Raw genomic sequence first — 16513 nt, 5'->3', positions numbered from 1 at the left:
GCTGAGGGCTTGTTTTACTGGAGAGCCATTCATGGGCAACAAGATCGTTACCGAAGCGGACCGCCGCGCCACCCCCCGTCCCGCCGCCCCCAAGGGCGTCACCTTCACGGCCGGCAAGGGCCAGCTGAGCAGCCTGGAGCGCGGCGCGCACACCCGCTCGAAGAAGAACCCGGGCAAGCGCCCGCATTCGGGCTGATTCTTCGGGCCACGCGCCTGGAGATCCCCCACACACAGGCCCCGCGGGGCCTGTTTGTTTTTGTCGGCTAACTATCGACCAAGCAACATGATCCGCATCACCGAACTCCGCCTGCCGCTCAACCATGCCGAGGACGCGCTGCGCCCGGCCGTGCTGGCCCGCCTGAAGCTGGCCGACACCGAGCTGGCCGCCGTCCACGTCTTCCGCCGCGGCTACGACGCGCGCAAGCGCAGCGACATCCAGCTCGTCTACACGCTGGACTGCACGCTGAGCCAGGGCGTCGACGAGGCCGCCGTGCTGGCCCGCTTCGCCGGCGACCACCACATCCGCCCCACGCCCGACACCGGCTACCACTTCCTCGCCCAGGTCGGCGAGCACACCGGCCCGCGCCCGGTCGTCGTCGGCTTCGGGCCCTGCGGGCTGTTCGCCGCGCTGATCCTGGCGCAGATGGGCCTGCGCCCCATCGTGCTGGAGCGCGGCAAAGCCGTGCGCGAGCGCACGCAGGACACCTGGGGCCTGTGGCGCGAGCAGAAGCTGCACCCCGAGAGCAACGTGCAGTTCGGCGAGGGCGGCGCCGGCACCTTCTCCGACGGCAAGCTGTGGAGCCAGATCAGCGACCCGCGCCACCTCAGCCGCAAGGTGCTGACCGAGTTCGTCAAGGCCGGCGCGCCGGAGGAGATCCTCTACGTCAGCAAGCCGCACATCGGCACCTTCCGCCTCGTCAGCATGATCATCAAGATGCGGGCCGAGATCGAGGCGCTGGGCGGCGAGATCCGCTTCCAGCAGAAGGTGACCGACCTGCACATCGAGAACGGCGCCGTGCGCGGGTTGACGCTCGAATCCGGCGAGCAGATTGCCGCCACCCACGTCGTCATTGCGCTGGGCCACAGCGCGCGCGACACCTTCCAGATGCTGCATGCGCGTGGCGTGCACATGGAGGCCAAGCCCTTCTCCATCGGCTACCGCATCGAGCATCCGCAGTCGCTCATCGACGCGGCACGCTTCGGGCCCAGCGCCGGCAACCCCATCCTCGGCGCGGCCGACTACAAGCTGGTGCACCACGCCAAGAACGGCCGCGCCGTCTACAGCTTCTGCATGTGCCCGGGCGGCACCGTCGTGGCCGCGACGAGCGAGGAACGCCGCGTCGTCACCAACGGCATGAGCCAGTACTCGCGCAACGAGCGCAACGCGAATGCCGGCATCGTCGTGGGCCTGACGCCCGAGGACTACCGCCAGGACGGCAAGCGCGACGGCAGCCCGGTGAACCCTCTCGACGGCATGGCCTTCCAGCGCCTCTGGGAAAGCCGCGCCTACGAACTGGGCGGCGGCGGCTACCTGGCGCCGGGCTCGCTGGTGGGCGACTTCATCAAGCGCCAGGTCAGCAAGGAATTCGGCGACGTGGCGCCCAGCTACAAGCCCGGTGTGACGCTGACCAACCTGCAGGAAAAAGGCCGCGGCTCGCTGCCGACCTACGCGCTGGAAGCCATCCGCGAAGCCCTGCCCGCCTTCGCCCGCCAGATCCGCGGCTTCGACCGGCCGGACGCGGTGCTGACCGGCGTGGAGACGCGCACCTCATCCCCGCTGCGCATCAACCGCGGACGGGACTACCAGAGCCTCAACGTGCGCGGGCTGTTCCCGGCCGGCGAAGGCGCCGGCTATGCGGGCGGGATCATGTCGGCCGGTGTCGATGGCATCGAAGTGGCCGAGGCACTGGCGGCGGATCTGCTGGGCATGCCCGACGCGCCGGTGCTGCAGGGCAAGGGGGCGAAGGCGGGTGGGCAGGTGTGAGGTGATCGCGACTTGAGGCCGGCCAGACTAAACGTTGAGCGGAGGCGACCACCGCAGATTGGCACCTGGGCCACGTGACGGATGATGAACCACAAGGGGTCGCGGCCCAAGTTCGAAGCCGTGGGACTCACCTCAAGCAAAGGGCTGTTCGTCACTACAGCAAGTTTGCTAGCGCCGGCAAGAACGGGCCGATGACGCTGGCGTGATTGGCTGCCGCCTGGATGAACTCCTTGTAGCGATCGAGAAAGGTCGACTTGTTGACAGCTGATTCGAGCGCGTCAACTCGAGCCAATAGCAGCCCTTGTTCGTCGCTGCCGACACCCGCGGCTATGGATTCACGCAGACTCTGAAACAGTTGAGTCGATGCACTGTGTGAGGCAACGTTTGTTGATTGATCGTGCGACCCGATATTCACGCGACTGTTCGGCCCGGTGACGTTGATGCTCAATCCAGGAGCTGTAGGGGAGTCAGACGGTTCGTTGGTCATGGACATGAGCTCCAAGCACATAGTTGCGGCGACGGCTGCCGGGCGATTGATTGAGCCTGACGAGACCCAGCCAACATTCTTCCCTTTGTCATCTTTTAGGTGACCGAACAGCCCATGCTGAAAATGAGGCGAATTGAACGCTAGCCGGCGATACCAGCGAATGAGGTCTGTTGCTTCAGAGAAGATTTCAGGTGGCTGGCACGGGGTTTCAAGCAACTTGCGACCAGCCAAAGCCGCAATTGCTTCGAACCTGGATCGTGCAATGCCATCTGTTAGGCCAGCGATTCGCCAGTGCTCGCCGTCCGTTCCGGATTGACGGTCGAGGCGTGCGAACTGCATGGCTGGCTCCAGCGCATGAAACCTCGACTCAAGATCTGACCAAGTGGGCATGATGGTAGTCGTGACGCCTGACGTTCTACAGCGACAGCCGCTGCTGCAAAAAACAGAAGCCGCTGTCGCAAGTGTTTGATGTCCAAGCACTATGCCAATGAAACATCGGCAAAAGCGGCGCGATCCGACAAATGCGAGACGGTCCGGGCACCGGAAATGGCGGCTCACGCATCAACGCTGCACCCTGGCAATGCCACCCTTCCTGTACGCCGCCTGCTCATGGAACAGGTCGAACAGGAATTGCTCCAGTTCGTCGTCCACGACGAACTCCGGGATGACGAACATGGCTGGCGCACGCTTGCCGTCGTTGCCGACCTGCAGCACCGACCAGCCGGCATTGCGGCGCTCGATGTCGAACAGGCGGCCGAAGACGTTGAAGCGTTGGGCGGGCATCGCGGGCCATCCTTCAGGCGGGTGAAGCGTGCATCCGAGTCTAGGCGCCCGCCTCGTCAACGCTGCTGCGCCGCCAGGTACGCCAGCAGGTCCGCCACCTTGCGCTCGTCGATGCCGACGCCCCAGTAGCGCATCTTGGTGCCAGGCACCGTGCCGCCAGGGTCACGCAGAAAGGCGGTCAGCGTGGCCTCGTTCCACACCAGGCCCGACGCCTTCATGCCGGGCGAATAGGCGAAGCCCGGCAGGCTGCCGGCCTTGCGGCCCAGCAGGCCGTTGAGCTGCGGGCCGAAGCCGTGGCGGGCCGACAGGCCCACCGCGTGGCAGTTGGCGCAGGACGCGAACAGCCGGCGGCCGGCAGCTGGGTCGCCCGCGGCACCGGCCAGCAGCGGCGCGAGCAGCAACGCCACGGCCAGCGCTTTCACGGTGCGTCGCCCTCGGCCGGGGGCAGCAGGTCGATCAGTTCCTTCGCGAACGCGAGCGCCTCCTCGGGCAGCTCGAAGTGCATCTCGTTGTTGAGCTCGACGACCTCGCCGTCCGGCCCCTTGTGCACGACGGACCAGCCGCCCGCGCCGCCGTCGACGGCCAGCACGCCGAACTGGCCCGGCGCCAGGTCGCGGGCGCTGCCGCCGGTGATGACGATGTCGCGTCCGAGGTGGGAGTGGTAGCGTTTCATCGAATCCATTTTCAAGGAGACCCGCATGAAGGCAGTCTGGAACGGCATCACCCTGGCCGAAAGCGACGACACGGTCGTCGTCGAAGGCAACCACTATTTCCCCGCCGAGTCGCTGAACACCCAGTACACGACGTTCAGCAACCACGTGAGCCGCTGCGCCTGGAAGGGCGAGGCCAAGTACCTGAGCCTGCTGGTGAACGGCGAGATGAACCCGGACGCGGTCTGGTACTACCCCGACCCGCTGCCGGCCGCGGCCGAGATCAAGGGCCGTTACGCGTTCTGGAAGGGCGTCAAGGTTTCGGAATAGTCAGGGCCTCATGCCCTCGGGCAGCAGCGCCCACAGCCGCAGCGGCTGCTTCGTGCGGCCGGCCTGCAGCGCGGCGTCGTCACCCCAGCCCCAGAACAGGTCCGCCCGCACGGCGCCCTGGATGGCGCCGCCGGTGTCCTGCGCCATCACGAGGCGGCGCATGGGCGTGCTGGACAGCGGCTCGGTGCTGTCCAGCCACAGCGGCGTGCCCAGACCGATGAAGGCCTTGTCGACGGCGACCGAGCGGCCCGGCGTCAGCGGCACGCCCTGGGCGCCGCGCGGGCCCTGGGCCGCGTCGGCCAGCGCCTCCTCGCGGAAGTAGACGACGCGCGGGTTCACGGCCAGCGCGTCGCGCACCTTGGCCGGGTTGCTGCGGGCCCAGTCGCTCAGCCCCTTCCAGCTCGCATCGCGCACCTCGCCGCGCGCCAGCAGCGCCTTGGCGATGGACTCGAACGGCTGGTCGTTGTGCCCCGCAAACGCGACGCGGCTGATGCGCTCGGCGCCGCCGGCGTCGCGCGTGACGAGGCGGCCCGAGCCCTGGATCTGCAGCTGCAGCAGCGCGAACGGATCGTCCAGCCAGGCCAGCGCCAGCGCGGCGAAGCGCGGGTGGGCGTCGATGTCGCGGCGCGGCAGGCGGCGCAGCGCGGGGTCGGCCGGCAGCGCGTGCAGCGGCCACTGGAACGCGCCCTGGCGCGTGCGGCTGGCGGCCAGCTGCGGCTCGAAGTAGCCGGTCAGCAGGCCGGTGTCGCCGCCCTCGCCTGCCAGCCGCCACGGGCGCAGGTGCTTCATCAGCAGCAGCGTCGCCTCGAAGCCGTCGGCGGGCGACTGCAGCGCGGCGCGGGCGCAGAACTCGGCCCAGCCCGGCGCCGGGCGCTGGCAGCCGGCCAGCAGCGCGGGCCAGGCGGCGGGCAGGTCATCGCTGCCCCAGCCGGGCAGCTCCTGCCAGTCGGCAGCCACCCAGCGCGCGGCCGACGGAGCGGCCGGCACCGCCGCCGGCGGGCCCGGCCGCGGCGCGACCGGTGCGGGCGGCTGCGTGGAGCAGGCAGCCAGGCTTCCTAGAATCGCCGCCAGCCCACCACGCGCCCACCACGCCATGCTGCTCCTCGCCCTCGAAGCCCTCGGCGCGCTGCTGATCTTTGTCTTCATCATCTGGTGGACCATGTTCGCCGGCCGCAACAAGGGCGAGCGTCGCGACGACCACTGACCGCGGGCCGAGCGCCGGGCCGCTCCCAAGCCGGCCCGCTCAGGCGATGTGCTTGCGGCTCGAAGCCGCAAGCATCGCCGCCCCCCCGGGGGGCCGGCCAAGGTACTCCTTGGACGGGGGGCCTCACTTCGGAGGGATCAGGAAGCTGAGAGGCTCGCTGCGCAGCCGCTGCCGGATGGCGGCGTAGACGCGCCTGCGGTCAGCCAGCCGCACGCCGCGCGAGCGCAGCGCCACCTTGAACGCACACAGGAAGCTGACGCCGACGTTGAGCAGGCCAATGCCGGCGATGCACAGCACGCAGGACCAGAACGCCCAGGTCTGCATGACTCCCACGCCCAGGGCGCCCACCGCGGCGGCCAGCTGGCCGGTGGACAGCGTCACGTGCCGCACCTCGATGCCCAGCCCGACGAAGCCCAGCAGCGCCGGCACCAGCCCCAGCATCAGGCCCAGGCTGGTATTGGCCGCCAGGCCCGAGATGTTGGCCCGCCACCAGCGCGACCAGCGCTGCGCGCGCGTGGCCCCCAGCAGCGTGACGAGGCGCGGGTTCCACGCGATGGCGCTGTCCAGCCGGTGGAAGACGAACCAGTTCTCCACCCAGCCGGCGATGAGGCTGGACGCGAACAGCAGCGTGCCCGTGAACGCGGCGAACAGCAGCGACGGGCCGCCCAGGCTAAGCGAGTGCAGCACGTAGTGCGCATCGCGCTCGCCCACCAGCGGCGCGCCGAACGCCAGCCAGCACAGCCCCTGCACGGCCAGCACCACCGGCGCGGCCAGCGCGAGGTTGCCGACGATGCCGGCGACCTGGGAACGCGTCAGGTGCGTGACCTCGTCGACGAAGCCCTGCAGGCCGTCGTCACGGTCCACGCCCTGCAGCTTGTGGGCCAGCGCCGGCGCCGTCATGGCGGGCTGCTTGGTGGCCACGGTCCAGTGCAGCAGGTGGATGACGACGAAGCTGAGCGCGTAGTTCACGCCGGCCCAGAAGCCGCCCCAGAAGGCGGTGAACCCCAGCATCGCGATGATGAACTTGAGGAAGGTGGTGCCGGCGATGATGGCGCCGCCGCCGGCCGCACGGGCCAGCATGTCGCGGTACTCGGCGCGGTTGCGGGTGATGTAGTGCTCGCCCGTCTCGGCGCTGCGCTCGGCCACCTTGCGGGCCAGCAGCGAGTAGTGGCGCGCGAACAGCGTGCGCAGGCTGCGCCGCTCGTGCACGACCCGCACCAGGCCCGCCACCAGCCGCAGCAGCTCGCGCTGCGGTTGCGCGGACAGCAGGCAGGCCAGCAGCGCCTCGATGCGGTCCAGCCGCGCAGTCAGCTGCTCCACCGAGAACATCAGGTCCACCGACACGCCGTGCGCCTCCAGGTGCTCGGGCACCGTCAGCGCGGCGCTGCGGCAGCGGTCCAGCAGCACGCGCAGCAGTTGCAGCGCCGGCGCGAGCGCGGCAGTGTCGTGCGGCGCCAGCGCGCGCTCCACCGCCTCCCAGGCGGCGGGCAGCTGGTGGAAGGGCTTGTCCTGCAGCAGCTGCGTGTCCATGCGCACGCGCAGCGGCCCGGCCAGGCCCGCGGCATGCACGCTGCTGACCAGCACCGTGACGGCGGCCTGCATCTCCACGCGCCAGCCCTCGTCGGGCGCCGCGGCGAACAGCAGGCTCAGCCGGGCCAGCAACTCGTCGTCGATGGCGGCGATCCAGTCCTCGTCGCGCTCGTCGCCGAACAGCAGCTCGAACAGCTCGGCCAGGTCGCGCGTGTCGGTGGTGGCGGGCAGCAGCCGGCGGCGCAGCCGGCCCAGGAACTCGTGCCACAGCGCCATGCGTGGCGCGAAGCCCACCTCGGCGAACAGGCTGACGGCGTCCACGTCGTTCCAGACGCCGGCGATGACGGCGGCGAACTTGTGCGCATGCTCGGGGTGGCGCTCCAGCACGTTGAGCAGGTGCTTGAGCCGCACGATGGGCAGCGGCGTGCCGGGCGCCATCGCGTCGCGCGGCGCGTGGCGCAGCCACTCCAGCAGCCGCACCAGCCACAGGTTGCGCTCGGCGAGCTGCGCCTGCGGGTCGGCGGCGTTCAGCAGGGCGGTGAGGTCCCAGCTCAATGCAGGCTCGCCGAATCCGCCAGCAGGAATTCGGCCACGTCGGCGTGGAAGATCTCGCAGCCCTCGGTCACGCACAGGAAGCGCCCGTGCATGCTGCCCTGCGGCGTGGAGATCTGCGCCCAGGAGCTGTACTGGAAGCTCTGGCCCGGCGCCAGCACCGGCTGGTGGCCCACGACGGCCAGGCCGTCGACGACCTGCACCTGCCCGCGGGCGTCGGTGATCTCCCAGTGCCGGCCGATCAGCTGGGCCAGCACGTCGCCGGTGTTCTCGATGGTGACGGTGTAGCTGTAGGCGTACAGGCCCTGCTCGAGGTGGGTCTGCTCGGGCAGCGCGTGCACGGCGACGCTGCAACTGAATCGGGGGTTGGCCATCGGGTGATTGTGCCGGCCGGGCGCTATGCTCAGCCCATGTCGATCAGGATGCGTGATCCTAAGTGCTCCACCGGCTCTGGCTGCTGATCGCGCTGCTGGGCCCGTGTGCCCACGCGCAGGAGCTGACGTTGCGCACGGCCCAGCAGAGTGGGTCGATGGTGAAGTACGACCCCGACAACAAGCTGCGGCCGGGGCTGTGCCTGGAGATCCTGCGCGCCGTGGAGCGCGTCGACCCGGGCCTGCACTTCACGGGGCTGGAGCAGCACGTGCCGCTCAAGCGTGTGGAACGGCTGCTGGCGGAGAGTCTCGTCGACGCCTTCTTCTGCCTGCTCAAGTCGCCCGAGCGCGAGCGGCAGTGGCATTACGCCCCGGTGCCGCTGTACACCATCCGCCACGTCGTCGTGCAGCGCGCCGACGATGCGCGCCAGATCGACACGCTGGAGCAGCTGGCCCAGGCCAGCCACCGCAAGCGCGTGCTGGTCATGCGCGGCACGGCCATCGCACGCCACCTCGTGAACGCCAGCGTGGCCATCGCCGAGGTGGCGTCGGAGCGCGAGGCGCTGCAGATGCTGAAGATGGGCCGGGCCGACATCATCTACGGGCAAGACATCAACCTGCAGCGCCACATCGCCGAGACGCGGCTGGGCGAGCAGCTCAAGCTGGGCCGCACGGTGTTCCAGGAAGAGCCGCAGTTCCTGGCGCTGCGCCCCGACCTGCCGGCCGCGCACGAGGAACGGCTGACGCAGGCGCTGCGCAAGCTGGAACGAGACGGCGTGCTGCGGCAGCTGACCGAAAAATACCGATGAGCCCCAAACCCCTGTACCTGCCGCCCGACGGCCGGCCGCGCTGCGCCTGGTGCGCGGCCGCGCCCGGCGACGCCGCCTATCTGCGCTATCACGACGACGAGTGGGGCCGCCCGGTGGCGGACGACTTCCGGCTGTTCGAGAAGCTGTGCCTGGAAGGCTTCCAGAGCGGCCTGTCGTGGCGGACCATCCTGAACAAGCGCGAGGCCTTCCGCGCGGCGTTCGCTGGCTTCGACTTCCACGCGGTGGCGAAGTTCGGCGAGGCGGACGTGCAACGCCTGCTGGCCGACGCCGGCATCGTGCGCCACCGCGGCAAGATCGAGGCGGCCATCCACAACGCCGGGCGCTGCGTGGAGCTGGTGTCAGCGGAAGGCTCGCTGGCCGCCTACCTGTGGCGCTTCGAGCCGCCGCAGAACTCGGTGGCGCACAACCTGGCGACGTCGGCGCCGTCCGAAGCGCTGTCGAAAGACTTGAAGAAACGCGGCTGGAAGTTCGTCGGCCCGACGACCATGCATGCGCTGATGCAGGCCATGGGCCTCATCAACGACCACCAGCCCGGCTGTCATCACTGGGCCGAGGCGCAAGCGGCGCGCGAGGCCTTCATCCGGCCGCGTTGACTTCGGGCCGAGCGCCGGGCCGCTCCCAAGCCGGCCCGTCGGGGGGCCGGCCAGCCGCGCCCGCGTTCAGCGAGGCGCGGCTGGCCGAGGGGCCTCACTTCGGCAGCACCACCGAATCAATGACGTGGATGACGCCGTTGTCCGCGGCGATGTCGGTGGCCGTGACCTTGGCGTTGTCCACCGTCACGCCGCCCATGGTGCCGATGGTCAGCTCGCTGCCCTGCACCGTCTTGACCTTGCCAGCCTTGACGTCCTTGGCCATGACCTTGCCCGGCACGACGTGGTAGGTCAGCACCGCGGTGAGCTTGGCCTTGTCCTTCAGCAGCGCGTCCAGATCGGCCTTGGGAATCTTGGCGAAGGCGGCGTCGGTGGGCGCGAACACCGTGAACGGGCCGGGGCCCTTCAAGGTATCGACCAGGCCGGCCGCCTGCAGGGCGGTGGCCAGCGTCTTGAAGTTGCCGGCGGCAACGGCGGTGTCGACGATGTCCTTGGCCTGGGCGGCCGCCGACAGCAGGGACAGGGCACAGATGGCGAGATAGCGCTTCATCGAAAACTCCTAGGAAATGCCGGGGGGCGGGGAGGAACAGGCCCGGAACGGGCCGGGATGGAAACACTCAGGGGCGCGGCAGGATCACCGTGTCGATCACATGGATGACGCCGTTGCGGGCCAGCACGTCGGTGGCGGTGATGGCCGCCTTGCGGGCGCGCTGGTCGGTGATGGCCAGGCTGGCGTCCACCGTGAAGGTCTGGCCCTGCGCGGTCGTGATCGCGCTGCCCACCGGCACGTCGGCCTTCAGCACGCGGGCCGGCAGCACGTGGTAGGTCAGCACCTGGGTCAGCAGCGCCTTGTCGGCCAGCAGCTGGGCCTTGGTGACGCCCAGCTCGGTCAGCAGCTTGGCGAAGGCGGCATTGGTGGGCGCGAACACGGTGAACGGGCCGGTGCCGTTGAGCGTGTCCACCAGGCCAGCGGCGACGACGGCTTCCACCAGGATGCTGAAGTCCGGCGTGGCCTGCGCGGTGGCGACGATGGTCTTGTCGGCCGGCAGCAGCACGCGGTCGACGACATGGATGACACCGTTGCGCGTCTGCAGGTCCGTCGCGGTGATGCGGGCGGTGCGGTTGCGGCCGTCGGTGATGACGAGGTCGCTGCCGCGCGAGTCCACCTTGAAGATGCCGCCTGCCAGCGGCGTGATGGCCTTGCCCAGTGGCACGCCGGCCTTGAGCACCTGGCTGGACAGCACGTGGTACTGCAGCACCTGCGTCAGCAGCGCCTTGTCGGCCAGCAGCTGGGCCTTGGTGACGCCCAGCTCGGTCAGCAGCGCGGCGAAGGCGTCGTTGGTGGGCGCGAACACCGTGAACGGGCCGGGGCCGGACAGCGTGTCCGCCAGGCCTGCCGCCTGCACCGCCTCCACCAGCGTGCTGAAGCGGGCGTCGGCCTGGGCCGTCTCGACGATGTTGGGCTCGGGGTCACCCCCTCCGCAGGCGGTCAGGCCGCTGAACATCAGCGCCAGGCCGAGACGCTTCAACCAGTTCGTTCCGAGCATGGAGATCTCCTTGAGACTTGTTGGGATGAGCGGGGCCACGACGCCCCACGCGAGGCGCCGCAACAACCAGGGATGGAAAGGGCTCAGAGTCCGGAGGGACGCCTTGGACGGCAAGCGCGCGAGTGACAGGACGACATGGCTGCACCATTCAAGACTGAGTGGTTCAGAATGTGAACTATTCAGTTCTCCATGTCAACACAGCAGTCCAATTTTGGAATTGAAAGTTTTGTAAGCGACTGGAAAGTTCATCCGGGAACCGCCCCGACTAGAATCGCCGGCATGGCCAGACCCAGCTTCAAGGAACAAGTGCTCCAGGCCCGTGAGGAGGCCATCGTCGCGTCGGTGAACCGGCTGCTGGCCGAGAAGGGTTTCGACGCGATGACGGTGGACGAGGTCGTCGCCGACGTGGGCATCGGCAAGGCCAGCCTCTACAAGCACTTCACGTCCAAGGAAGAGCTGGCCGCCGCCGCCATGGTGCGCGTGCTGGACCGGGCGCTGGACGAGGTGGCCCGGCTGCGCAGCATGGACCTGGACGCCGTGGGCCGGCTGAAGGCGCTGGCGCGCTGGGCCTACGAGCAGCAGATTGCCGGCCAGATGCCGGCCCTGCCCTCGCAGAGTTCGTCGCTGCGCGGCGCGCTGATGGGCGACAAGGGCTACATGGACCGGCTGATGCAGCTGTCCGACGAGCTGGGCGGCTGGATCACCGAGGCCCAGGCCGCCGGCAAGCTGGACACCACCGTGCCACCCGAGCTGGTGCTGTATCAGCTGTACGCCCGTGCCTGTGACCCCGTGCTGGGCGCGCTGCGGGCGAGCGGCGCCCACAGCGACGAGCAGGTGGTCACCTGGCTGGTGGAGCACTGCTTCCGCGGCCTCGGCGCTTAGGGCCTGTTAACCCTACGGGAGTAGGCCGCGAAGGCCCGCCGCCACAGGCCAATCAAGGCGCAACGCGCAGCCCGCATTGATATGCGGGCCAGCGGTGCAACGCGGAGTGGCCTGTGGCGGCGGGCCTTCCCTTCGGGTTGTGGTCAGAAAGCCCGCGCACGGCGTTGCAAATCCTCGCCGGGTATCGAACCCGGCTGCGGTTTGCGCCTTGTTCACGGGCTTTCTGACCACAACGCGGCCTGCTTCCGTAGGGTTAACAGGCCCTAACAGCAGCGGCAAGGCCCCCGCACGGCGCCTCCCTAGAATGGCGGCCATGCCTGCTGCACGCTCCCATCTGATCGCCCCCAGCCTGTTGTCCGCCGACTTTGCCCGCCTGGGCGACGAGGTGAAGGCCGTGCTGGCCGCCGGCGCCGACTGGATCCACTTCGACGTGATGGACAACCATTACGTGCCCAACCTGACCTTCGGGCCCATGATCTGCGAGGCGCTGCGCAAGCACGCGGTCAAGCCCGACGGCACGCCGGCCGTGCTGGACGTGCACCTGATGGTGCAGCCCGTCGACAGCCTGGCCCAGGCCTTCTGCCGCGCCGGTGCCGACGTGGTGACCTTCCACCCCGACGCCAGCACGCACGTGGACCGCACGCTGCAGCTCATCCGCGGCGAGGGCAAGCAGGCCGGCCTGGTCTTCAACCCCGCCACGCCACTGGACGTGCTGGAGTGGGTCATCGACAAGGTGGACGTCATCATGCTGATGAGCGTGAACCCGGGCTTCGGCGGCCAGAGCTTCATCCCGTCGTCGCTGGCCAAGCTGCGGCGCGTGCGCGAGATCATCGACGCCAGCGGCCGAGACATCCGGCTGGAGATCGACGGCGGCGTGAAGGTGGACAACATCCGCGAGATCGCCGACGCGGGCGCCGACACCTTCGTCGCCGGCTCGGCCATCTTCGGCAAGCCCGACTACAAGGCCGTCATCGACGCGATGCGCCAACAGCTCGCAGCACCGTGAGCCCCTCGTCCAAGGCGCACCTTGGCCGATCCCCCGAGGGGATGGCGATGCTTGCCGGCTCGACCGGCAAGCACATCGCCAGAACGGGCCGGCTTGGGAGCGGCCCGGCGCTCGTCCCGCACAACTGAATCATGCCTATGGCCGCCGTCCTGCTCGTCTGCACCGCCAACATCTGCCGCTCGCCGATGGCCGAGGCCATCTTCAAGGCGAAGCTGGGCGACGTGTTCAAGACCATCGAGTCGGCCGGCGTGCACGCCGACCCGCGCGGCGGCCCGGTGGATGCGCGTGCCGCGGCGGCGCTGGCGCGGCACAACTACAGCCTGGCGCGCAAGTGGCGCTCGCGCCGCGCGGAGCCGGAGGACCTGGGCCGCTACGACCTCGTGCTGGCCATGGAGGCCGAGCACGTCGAGGCACTGCGCAAGAAGGCCGCGCCGGAACTGCAGTCCCGCATCCTGCTGCTGACCGACTTCCTGCCCGACATGGCCGGTCAGGACATCCCCGACCCCTACTTCGGCCCCGTCGCCGGCTTCGACGCCGTCATCGCCATGATCGAACGCGCAGCCCAGCGGCTGCTCGCGGAGAGCCGCGAGGGGCGGCTCAAGCTGGGCTGATCTTCAGACCTTGCTGGTGGCCTCGGCCACCTCGCGCATGTCCGGCCCCGTGCCGCTGAACCGGTCCAGTGCCAGGTAGATGACCGGCGTGATGTAGAGCGTCACCGCCTGCGACAGGATCAGCCCACCCACCACGGCCAGGCCCAGCGGCTGGCGCAGCTCGGCGCCAGCGCCCAGGCCCAGCGCGATGGGCAGCGCGCCCATCAGCGCGGCCAGTGTCGTCATCATGATGGGCCGGAAGCGCAGGATGCAGGCCTGGCGGATGGCCACCGCCGGCGCCAGGCCCTGGCTGCGCTGCACGTCCAGCGCGAAGTCGATCATCATGATCGCGTTCTTCTTGACGATGCCGATCAGCATGACGATGCCGATGGTGGCGATGATCGTCAGCTCCATGCCGAACAGCTGCAGCGTGATGAGCGCCCCCACCGCCGCGGACGGCAGGCCGGCCAGGATGGTCAGCGGGTGGATGTAGCTCTCATAGAGCACGCCCAGCAGCACGTAGATGACGGCCACGGCCAGGCCGATCAGCAGCAGCTGACCGCTCTGTGAGTCCTGGAACACCGCCGCGTCGCCGCCATAGCTCGTGATGATGCTGGGCGGCAGCTTGATCTCCTGCGTGAAGGCGCTGATCTGCTTGGTCGCATCGCCCAGCGGCACGTTGGGTGCGAGGTTGAAGCTGATCGTGACGGCCTGCAGCTGGCCCTGGTGGTTGACGGCCGTGGGGCCCAGCGTGCGCTGCACGGTGGCGAAGGCCGTCAGCGGCACCTGGGCATTGTTGTTGCCGCGCAGGTAGATCTTGTCGAACGCGGTCTCGCTGCTGCGGTCGTCGTCGCCCGCCTCCATGATGACCTGATAGGTATTGCTCTCGGCGTAGATGCTGGACACCTGGCGCTCGCCGAACGCACCGTACAGCGCGTTGCGCAGCTCGCCCATGTCCACGCCCAGCAGCGAGGCGCGCTCGCGGTCGATGACGAGGCTGGCCTGCAGGCCGCGCATCTGCGAGTCGCTGGTGATGTCGCGGAAGCGCTCATCGGTGCGCAGCTTGTCCTGCAGCTTGGTCGCCCAGGTGTTGAGCTCGCCGGCCGAGACGGACTGCAGCGTGTACTGGTAGCGGCTCTTGCTCTGGCGGCCGCCGAGCTGCAGGTTCTGCACCGGGCTCAGGTAGACCTGGATGCCGGGCACTGCGCGCAGTTTCTTGCGCAGGCCTTCGACCACCTCCTTCATCGCCTGGCGCTCGCCGCGCGGCTTCAGGTTGATGAACATGCGGCCGGTGTTGGTGCCCCCGCCGCCACCGCCGCCGCCCACCGCGGAGCTCAGCGCGGCGACGTTGGGGTCGTTGCGGACGATCTCCGCGACCCGGTCCTGCAGCAGCGTCATGGCGGCGAAGGAGGTGTCGTCGGGCGCTTCGGTGCTGGCCCGCAGCTGCCCGATGTCCTCCTCGGGGAAGAAGCCCTTGGGGATGGTCGCGTAGAACCAGCCGGTGGCCGCAAAGCTCAGCAGCGCCACGCCCAGCACCCAGTTGCGATGGCGCAGCGCCAGGTCCAGCGTGCGGGTGTAGGCGTCCAGCGTCCACGTGAAGCCACGCTCGAAGAGGCGGCCCATGGGCCCGTCCTCATGGTGCTCGTCGGCCTTCAGCAGGCGGCTGCACAGCATGGGCACCAGCGTCAGCGACACGACGGCCGACACCAGGATGGCCAGGCCGACGACGACCGCGAACTCGTGGAACAGCAGCCCGATGACGCCCGGCATGAAGAAGATCGGGATCAGCACCGCCACCAGCGACACCGAGATCGACAGGATGGTGAACGCCATCTCGCGCGCGCCGCGCACGGCGGCGTCGAAGGGCTTCATGCCGTCCTCGACGTGACGGACGATGTTCTCCAGCATGACGATGGCGTCGTCCACCACCAGGCCCACGGCCAGCGTGATGCCTAGCAGCGAGATGTTGTCCAGCGAGTAGCCGAGCGCGAACAGGAGGGTGAGCGCGCCGATCAGCGAGATCGGCAGCGAGGCCGTCGGGATCAGCGTGGCTACCGCGCGGCGCAGGAAGATGAAGATGACGAGCACCACCAGGCCCACCGTCAGCGCCAGCGTCACGTAGACGTCGTGCAGCGATTCGCGGATGGACACCGAGCGGTCGTTCAGCGTGCTCATCTGCACCGAGGCCGGCATCTGCGCGGCGTAGCGCGGCAGCAGCGCCTTGACCTTGTCGACCACCTGCACGGTGTTGGCGTCGGGCTGGCGCTGGATGGCCAGCGTGATGGAGCGCTCGCCCTGGTAGGTGGCGTAGGTCTTGCTGGTCTCGACGCTGTCCTGCACCTCGGCCACGTCGCGCAGCATCACCGGCGCGCCGTTGCGCGAGGCGACGACGACGCGACCGAACTCGGCGGCGTTCTTCAGCTGCTTGTTGGCCTGGATGGTCAGCGTCTGGCGCGAGCCGTCCAGCACGCCCACCGGCGTGTTGGCGTTGGCGGCGCGCACGGCGGTCTGCAACTCGTCCAGCGTGATGTTGCGCTGGTTCAGCAGCTCGGTGCGCACCTTGATGCGCACCGCATACCGCTTCTGGCCGTAGATGGACACCTGGGCCACGCCGTCGATGGTCGACAGGCCCGGCGACAGCAGGTTCTCGGCGTAGTCGTTCAGCTCCGTCAGGTCCATGGACGGCGACGTCAGCGCCACCATCAGCACCGGCGCATCGGCCGGGTTGACCTTGCGGTAGTTGGGTGGCGACGTCATCTCCGTCGGCAGCGCGCGCAAGCTGCGGAACAGCGCCGCCTGCACGTCCACGGCGGCCGCGTCGATGTTGCGCGACGGATCGAACTCCAGCGTCAGCGACGTGTTGCCCAGCGTGTTCGTCGACGAGATCGTCTGCAGGCCGGGGATGGTGGAGAACTGCTTCTCCAGCGGCAGCGCGACGGACGAGGCCATCGTCTCGGGCGACGCGCCCGGCAGCGACGCGCCGACGTTGATGATGGGCGTGTTGTACGACGGCAGCGCGGCGACCGGGATCTTGCTCCACGCGGCCAGGCCGGCGATGACCAGCGACAGGTTCAGCAGCACGGTCATGACCGGCCGCCGGATGAACGCTTCGGTGATTCTCATAGCCCCTCGCTCGATGAGTACATCGATCGATCCCCCGAGGGGATAACGGCCCGG

General features: G+C 69.1%; 18 protein-coding genes. 8 read left to right on the top strand and 10 right to left on the bottom strand.

All coding sequences use genetic code 11. The features are described 5' to 3' along the window. Nucleotides 1-31 precede the first annotated feature (31 nt). Nucleotides 32-196: a hypothetical protein gene (locus tag AC1Q7O_RS12780; protein WP_492661341.1), complete on the top strand. Its 165-nt coding sequence runs from the start codon at nucleotides 32-34 to the stop codon at nucleotides 194-196. Between the two features lie 87 nt (nucleotides 197-283). Further along, the gene (locus AC1Q7O_RS12775; RefSeq protein ID WP_492661342.1) at nucleotides 284-1984 is read left to right on the top strand and encodes an NAD(P)/FAD-dependent oxidoreductase; all 1701 of its coding nucleotides are present in this window, start codon (nucleotides 284-286) and stop codon (nucleotides 1982-1984) included. A 154-nt stretch (nucleotides 1985-2138) separates the two neighbouring features. On the opposite strand, the gene AC1Q7O_RS12770 is transcribed toward AC1Q7O_RS12775, so the two are convergent. The 4 genes from AC1Q7O_RS12770 to AC1Q7O_RS12755 form a co-directional block, all read right to left on the bottom strand. Next, nucleotides 2139-2810, bottom strand: a complete 672-nt coding sequence (locus tag AC1Q7O_RS12770; RefSeq protein ID WP_492661343.1) for a hypothetical protein — start codon at nucleotides 2808-2810, stop codon at nucleotides 2139-2141. A 222-nt stretch (nucleotides 2811-3032) separates the two neighbouring features. Then, on the bottom strand, nucleotides 3033-3254 hold the full coding sequence (locus AC1Q7O_RS12765; RefSeq protein WP_492661344.1) for a DUF7661 family protein: 222 nt from the start codon (nucleotides 3252-3254) through the stop codon (nucleotides 3033-3035). A 56-nt stretch (nucleotides 3255-3310) separates the two neighbouring features. Beyond that, nucleotides 3311-3676 (bottom strand): c-type cytochrome, encoded by a 366-nt coding sequence (locus tag AC1Q7O_RS12760; RefSeq protein ID WP_492661345.1) that lies wholly within the window; start codon nucleotides 3674-3676, stop codon nucleotides 3311-3313. After that, a complete protein-coding gene (locus AC1Q7O_RS12755; RefSeq protein WP_492661346.1) occupies nucleotides 3673-3927 on the bottom strand; it encodes a hypothetical protein in 255 nt (84 codons plus the stop codon). Before AC1Q7O_RS12755 ends, AC1Q7O_RS12760 begins: the two co-directional genes overlap by 4 nt. A 25-nt stretch (nucleotides 3928-3952) precedes the next feature. On the opposite strand from AC1Q7O_RS12755, the gene AC1Q7O_RS12750 reads away from it, so the two are divergent. Beyond that, nucleotides 3953-4234, top strand: a complete 282-nt coding sequence (locus AC1Q7O_RS12750; RefSeq protein WP_492661347.1) for a DUF427 domain-containing protein — start codon at nucleotides 3953-3955, stop codon at nucleotides 4232-4234. On the opposite strand, the gene mltA is transcribed toward AC1Q7O_RS12750, so the two are convergent. The 3 genes from mltA to apaG all read right to left on the bottom strand — a co-directional run bounded on the left by mltA (nucleotide 4235) and on the right by apaG (nucleotide 7894). After that, nucleotides 4235-5329, bottom strand: coding sequence for a murein transglycosylase A (gene mltA, locus AC1Q7O_RS12745; protein WP_492661348.1), 1095 nt, complete (start codon nucleotides 5327-5329; stop codon nucleotides 4235-4237). A 232-nt stretch (nucleotides 5330-5561) separates the two neighbouring features. Then, entirely contained in the window at nucleotides 5562-7523 is a 1962-nt protein-coding gene (locus AC1Q7O_RS12740; protein ID WP_492661349.1) for a site-specific recombinase, read from the bottom strand. Next, the gene (apaG, locus tag AC1Q7O_RS12735; protein ID WP_492661350.1) at nucleotides 7520-7894 is read right to left on the bottom strand and encodes a Co2+/Mg2+ efflux protein ApaG; all 375 of its coding nucleotides are present in this window, start codon (nucleotides 7892-7894) and stop codon (nucleotides 7520-7522) included. Before apaG ends, AC1Q7O_RS12740 begins: the two co-directional genes overlap by 4 nt. Before the next feature lie 62 nt (nucleotides 7895-7956). Here apaG and AC1Q7O_RS12730 point away from each other — a divergent pair, with 62 nt between their 5' ends. Both AC1Q7O_RS12730 and AC1Q7O_RS12725 read left to right on the top strand, forming a co-directional pair. Further along, the gene (locus AC1Q7O_RS12730) at nucleotides 7957-8700 is read left to right on the top strand and encodes a substrate-binding periplasmic protein (protein WP_492661351.1); all 744 of its coding nucleotides are present in this window, start codon (nucleotides 7957-7959) and stop codon (nucleotides 8698-8700) included. Beyond that, the gene (locus AC1Q7O_RS12725; RefSeq protein WP_492661352.1) at nucleotides 8697-9314 is read left to right on the top strand and encodes a DNA-3-methyladenine glycosylase I; all 618 of its coding nucleotides are present in this window, start codon (nucleotides 8697-8699) and stop codon (nucleotides 9312-9314) included. Before AC1Q7O_RS12730 ends, AC1Q7O_RS12725 begins: the two co-directional genes overlap by 4 nt. A gap of 94 nt (nucleotides 9315-9408) precedes the next feature. Here AC1Q7O_RS12725 and AC1Q7O_RS12720 read toward each other — a convergent pair whose 3' ends face one another. Together AC1Q7O_RS12720 and AC1Q7O_RS12715 are read right to left on the bottom strand one after the other, a co-directional pair. Continuing rightward, nucleotides 9409-9861 carry a fasciclin domain-containing protein gene (locus AC1Q7O_RS12720; protein ID WP_492661353.1) on the bottom strand — a complete coding sequence of 151 codons (453 nt, stop codon included), beginning with the start codon at nucleotides 9859-9861 and terminating at the stop codon, nucleotides 9409-9411. Between the two features lie 67 nt (nucleotides 9862-9928). Further along, on the bottom strand, nucleotides 9929-10858 hold the full coding sequence (locus AC1Q7O_RS12715; RefSeq protein ID WP_492661354.1) for a fasciclin domain-containing protein: 930 nt from the start codon (nucleotides 10856-10858) through the stop codon (nucleotides 9929-9931). A gap of 279 nt (nucleotides 10859-11137) precedes the next feature. Here AC1Q7O_RS12715 and AC1Q7O_RS12710 point away from each other — a divergent pair, with 279 nt between their 5' ends. The 3 genes from AC1Q7O_RS12710 to AC1Q7O_RS12700 all read left to right on the top strand — a co-directional run bounded on the left by AC1Q7O_RS12710 (nucleotide 11138) and on the right by AC1Q7O_RS12700 (nucleotide 13357). After that, a complete protein-coding gene (locus AC1Q7O_RS12710) occupies nucleotides 11138-11740 on the top strand; it encodes a TetR/AcrR family transcriptional regulator (protein WP_492661355.1) in 603 nt (200 codons plus the stop codon). Between the two features lie 313 nt (nucleotides 11741-12053). After that, on the top strand, nucleotides 12054-12746 hold the full coding sequence (gene rpe, locus AC1Q7O_RS12705) for a ribulose-phosphate 3-epimerase (RefSeq protein WP_492661356.1): 693 nt from the start codon (nucleotides 12054-12056) through the stop codon (nucleotides 12744-12746). A 137-nt stretch (nucleotides 12747-12883) separates the two neighbouring features. Next, entirely contained in the window at nucleotides 12884-13357 is a 474-nt protein-coding gene (locus AC1Q7O_RS12700; RefSeq protein ID WP_492661357.1) for a low molecular weight protein-tyrosine-phosphatase, read from the top strand. A gap of 3 nt (nucleotides 13358-13360) precedes the next feature. Here AC1Q7O_RS12700 and AC1Q7O_RS12695 read toward each other — a convergent pair whose 3' ends face one another. Next, complete coding sequence (locus tag AC1Q7O_RS12695; protein ID WP_492661358.1) at nucleotides 13361-16459, bottom strand: efflux RND transporter permease subunit; 3099 nt, start codon at nucleotides 16457-16459, stop codon at nucleotides 13361-13363. Between the last annotated feature and the right edge of the window lie 54 nt (nucleotides 16460-16513).

Source organism: Roseateles sp. GW823-FHT07B05 (assembly GCF_058794515.1).
The sequence above is the reverse complement of the archived record's forward strand: the minus strand, read 5'-3'. Positions and strand labels throughout refer to the sequence as shown.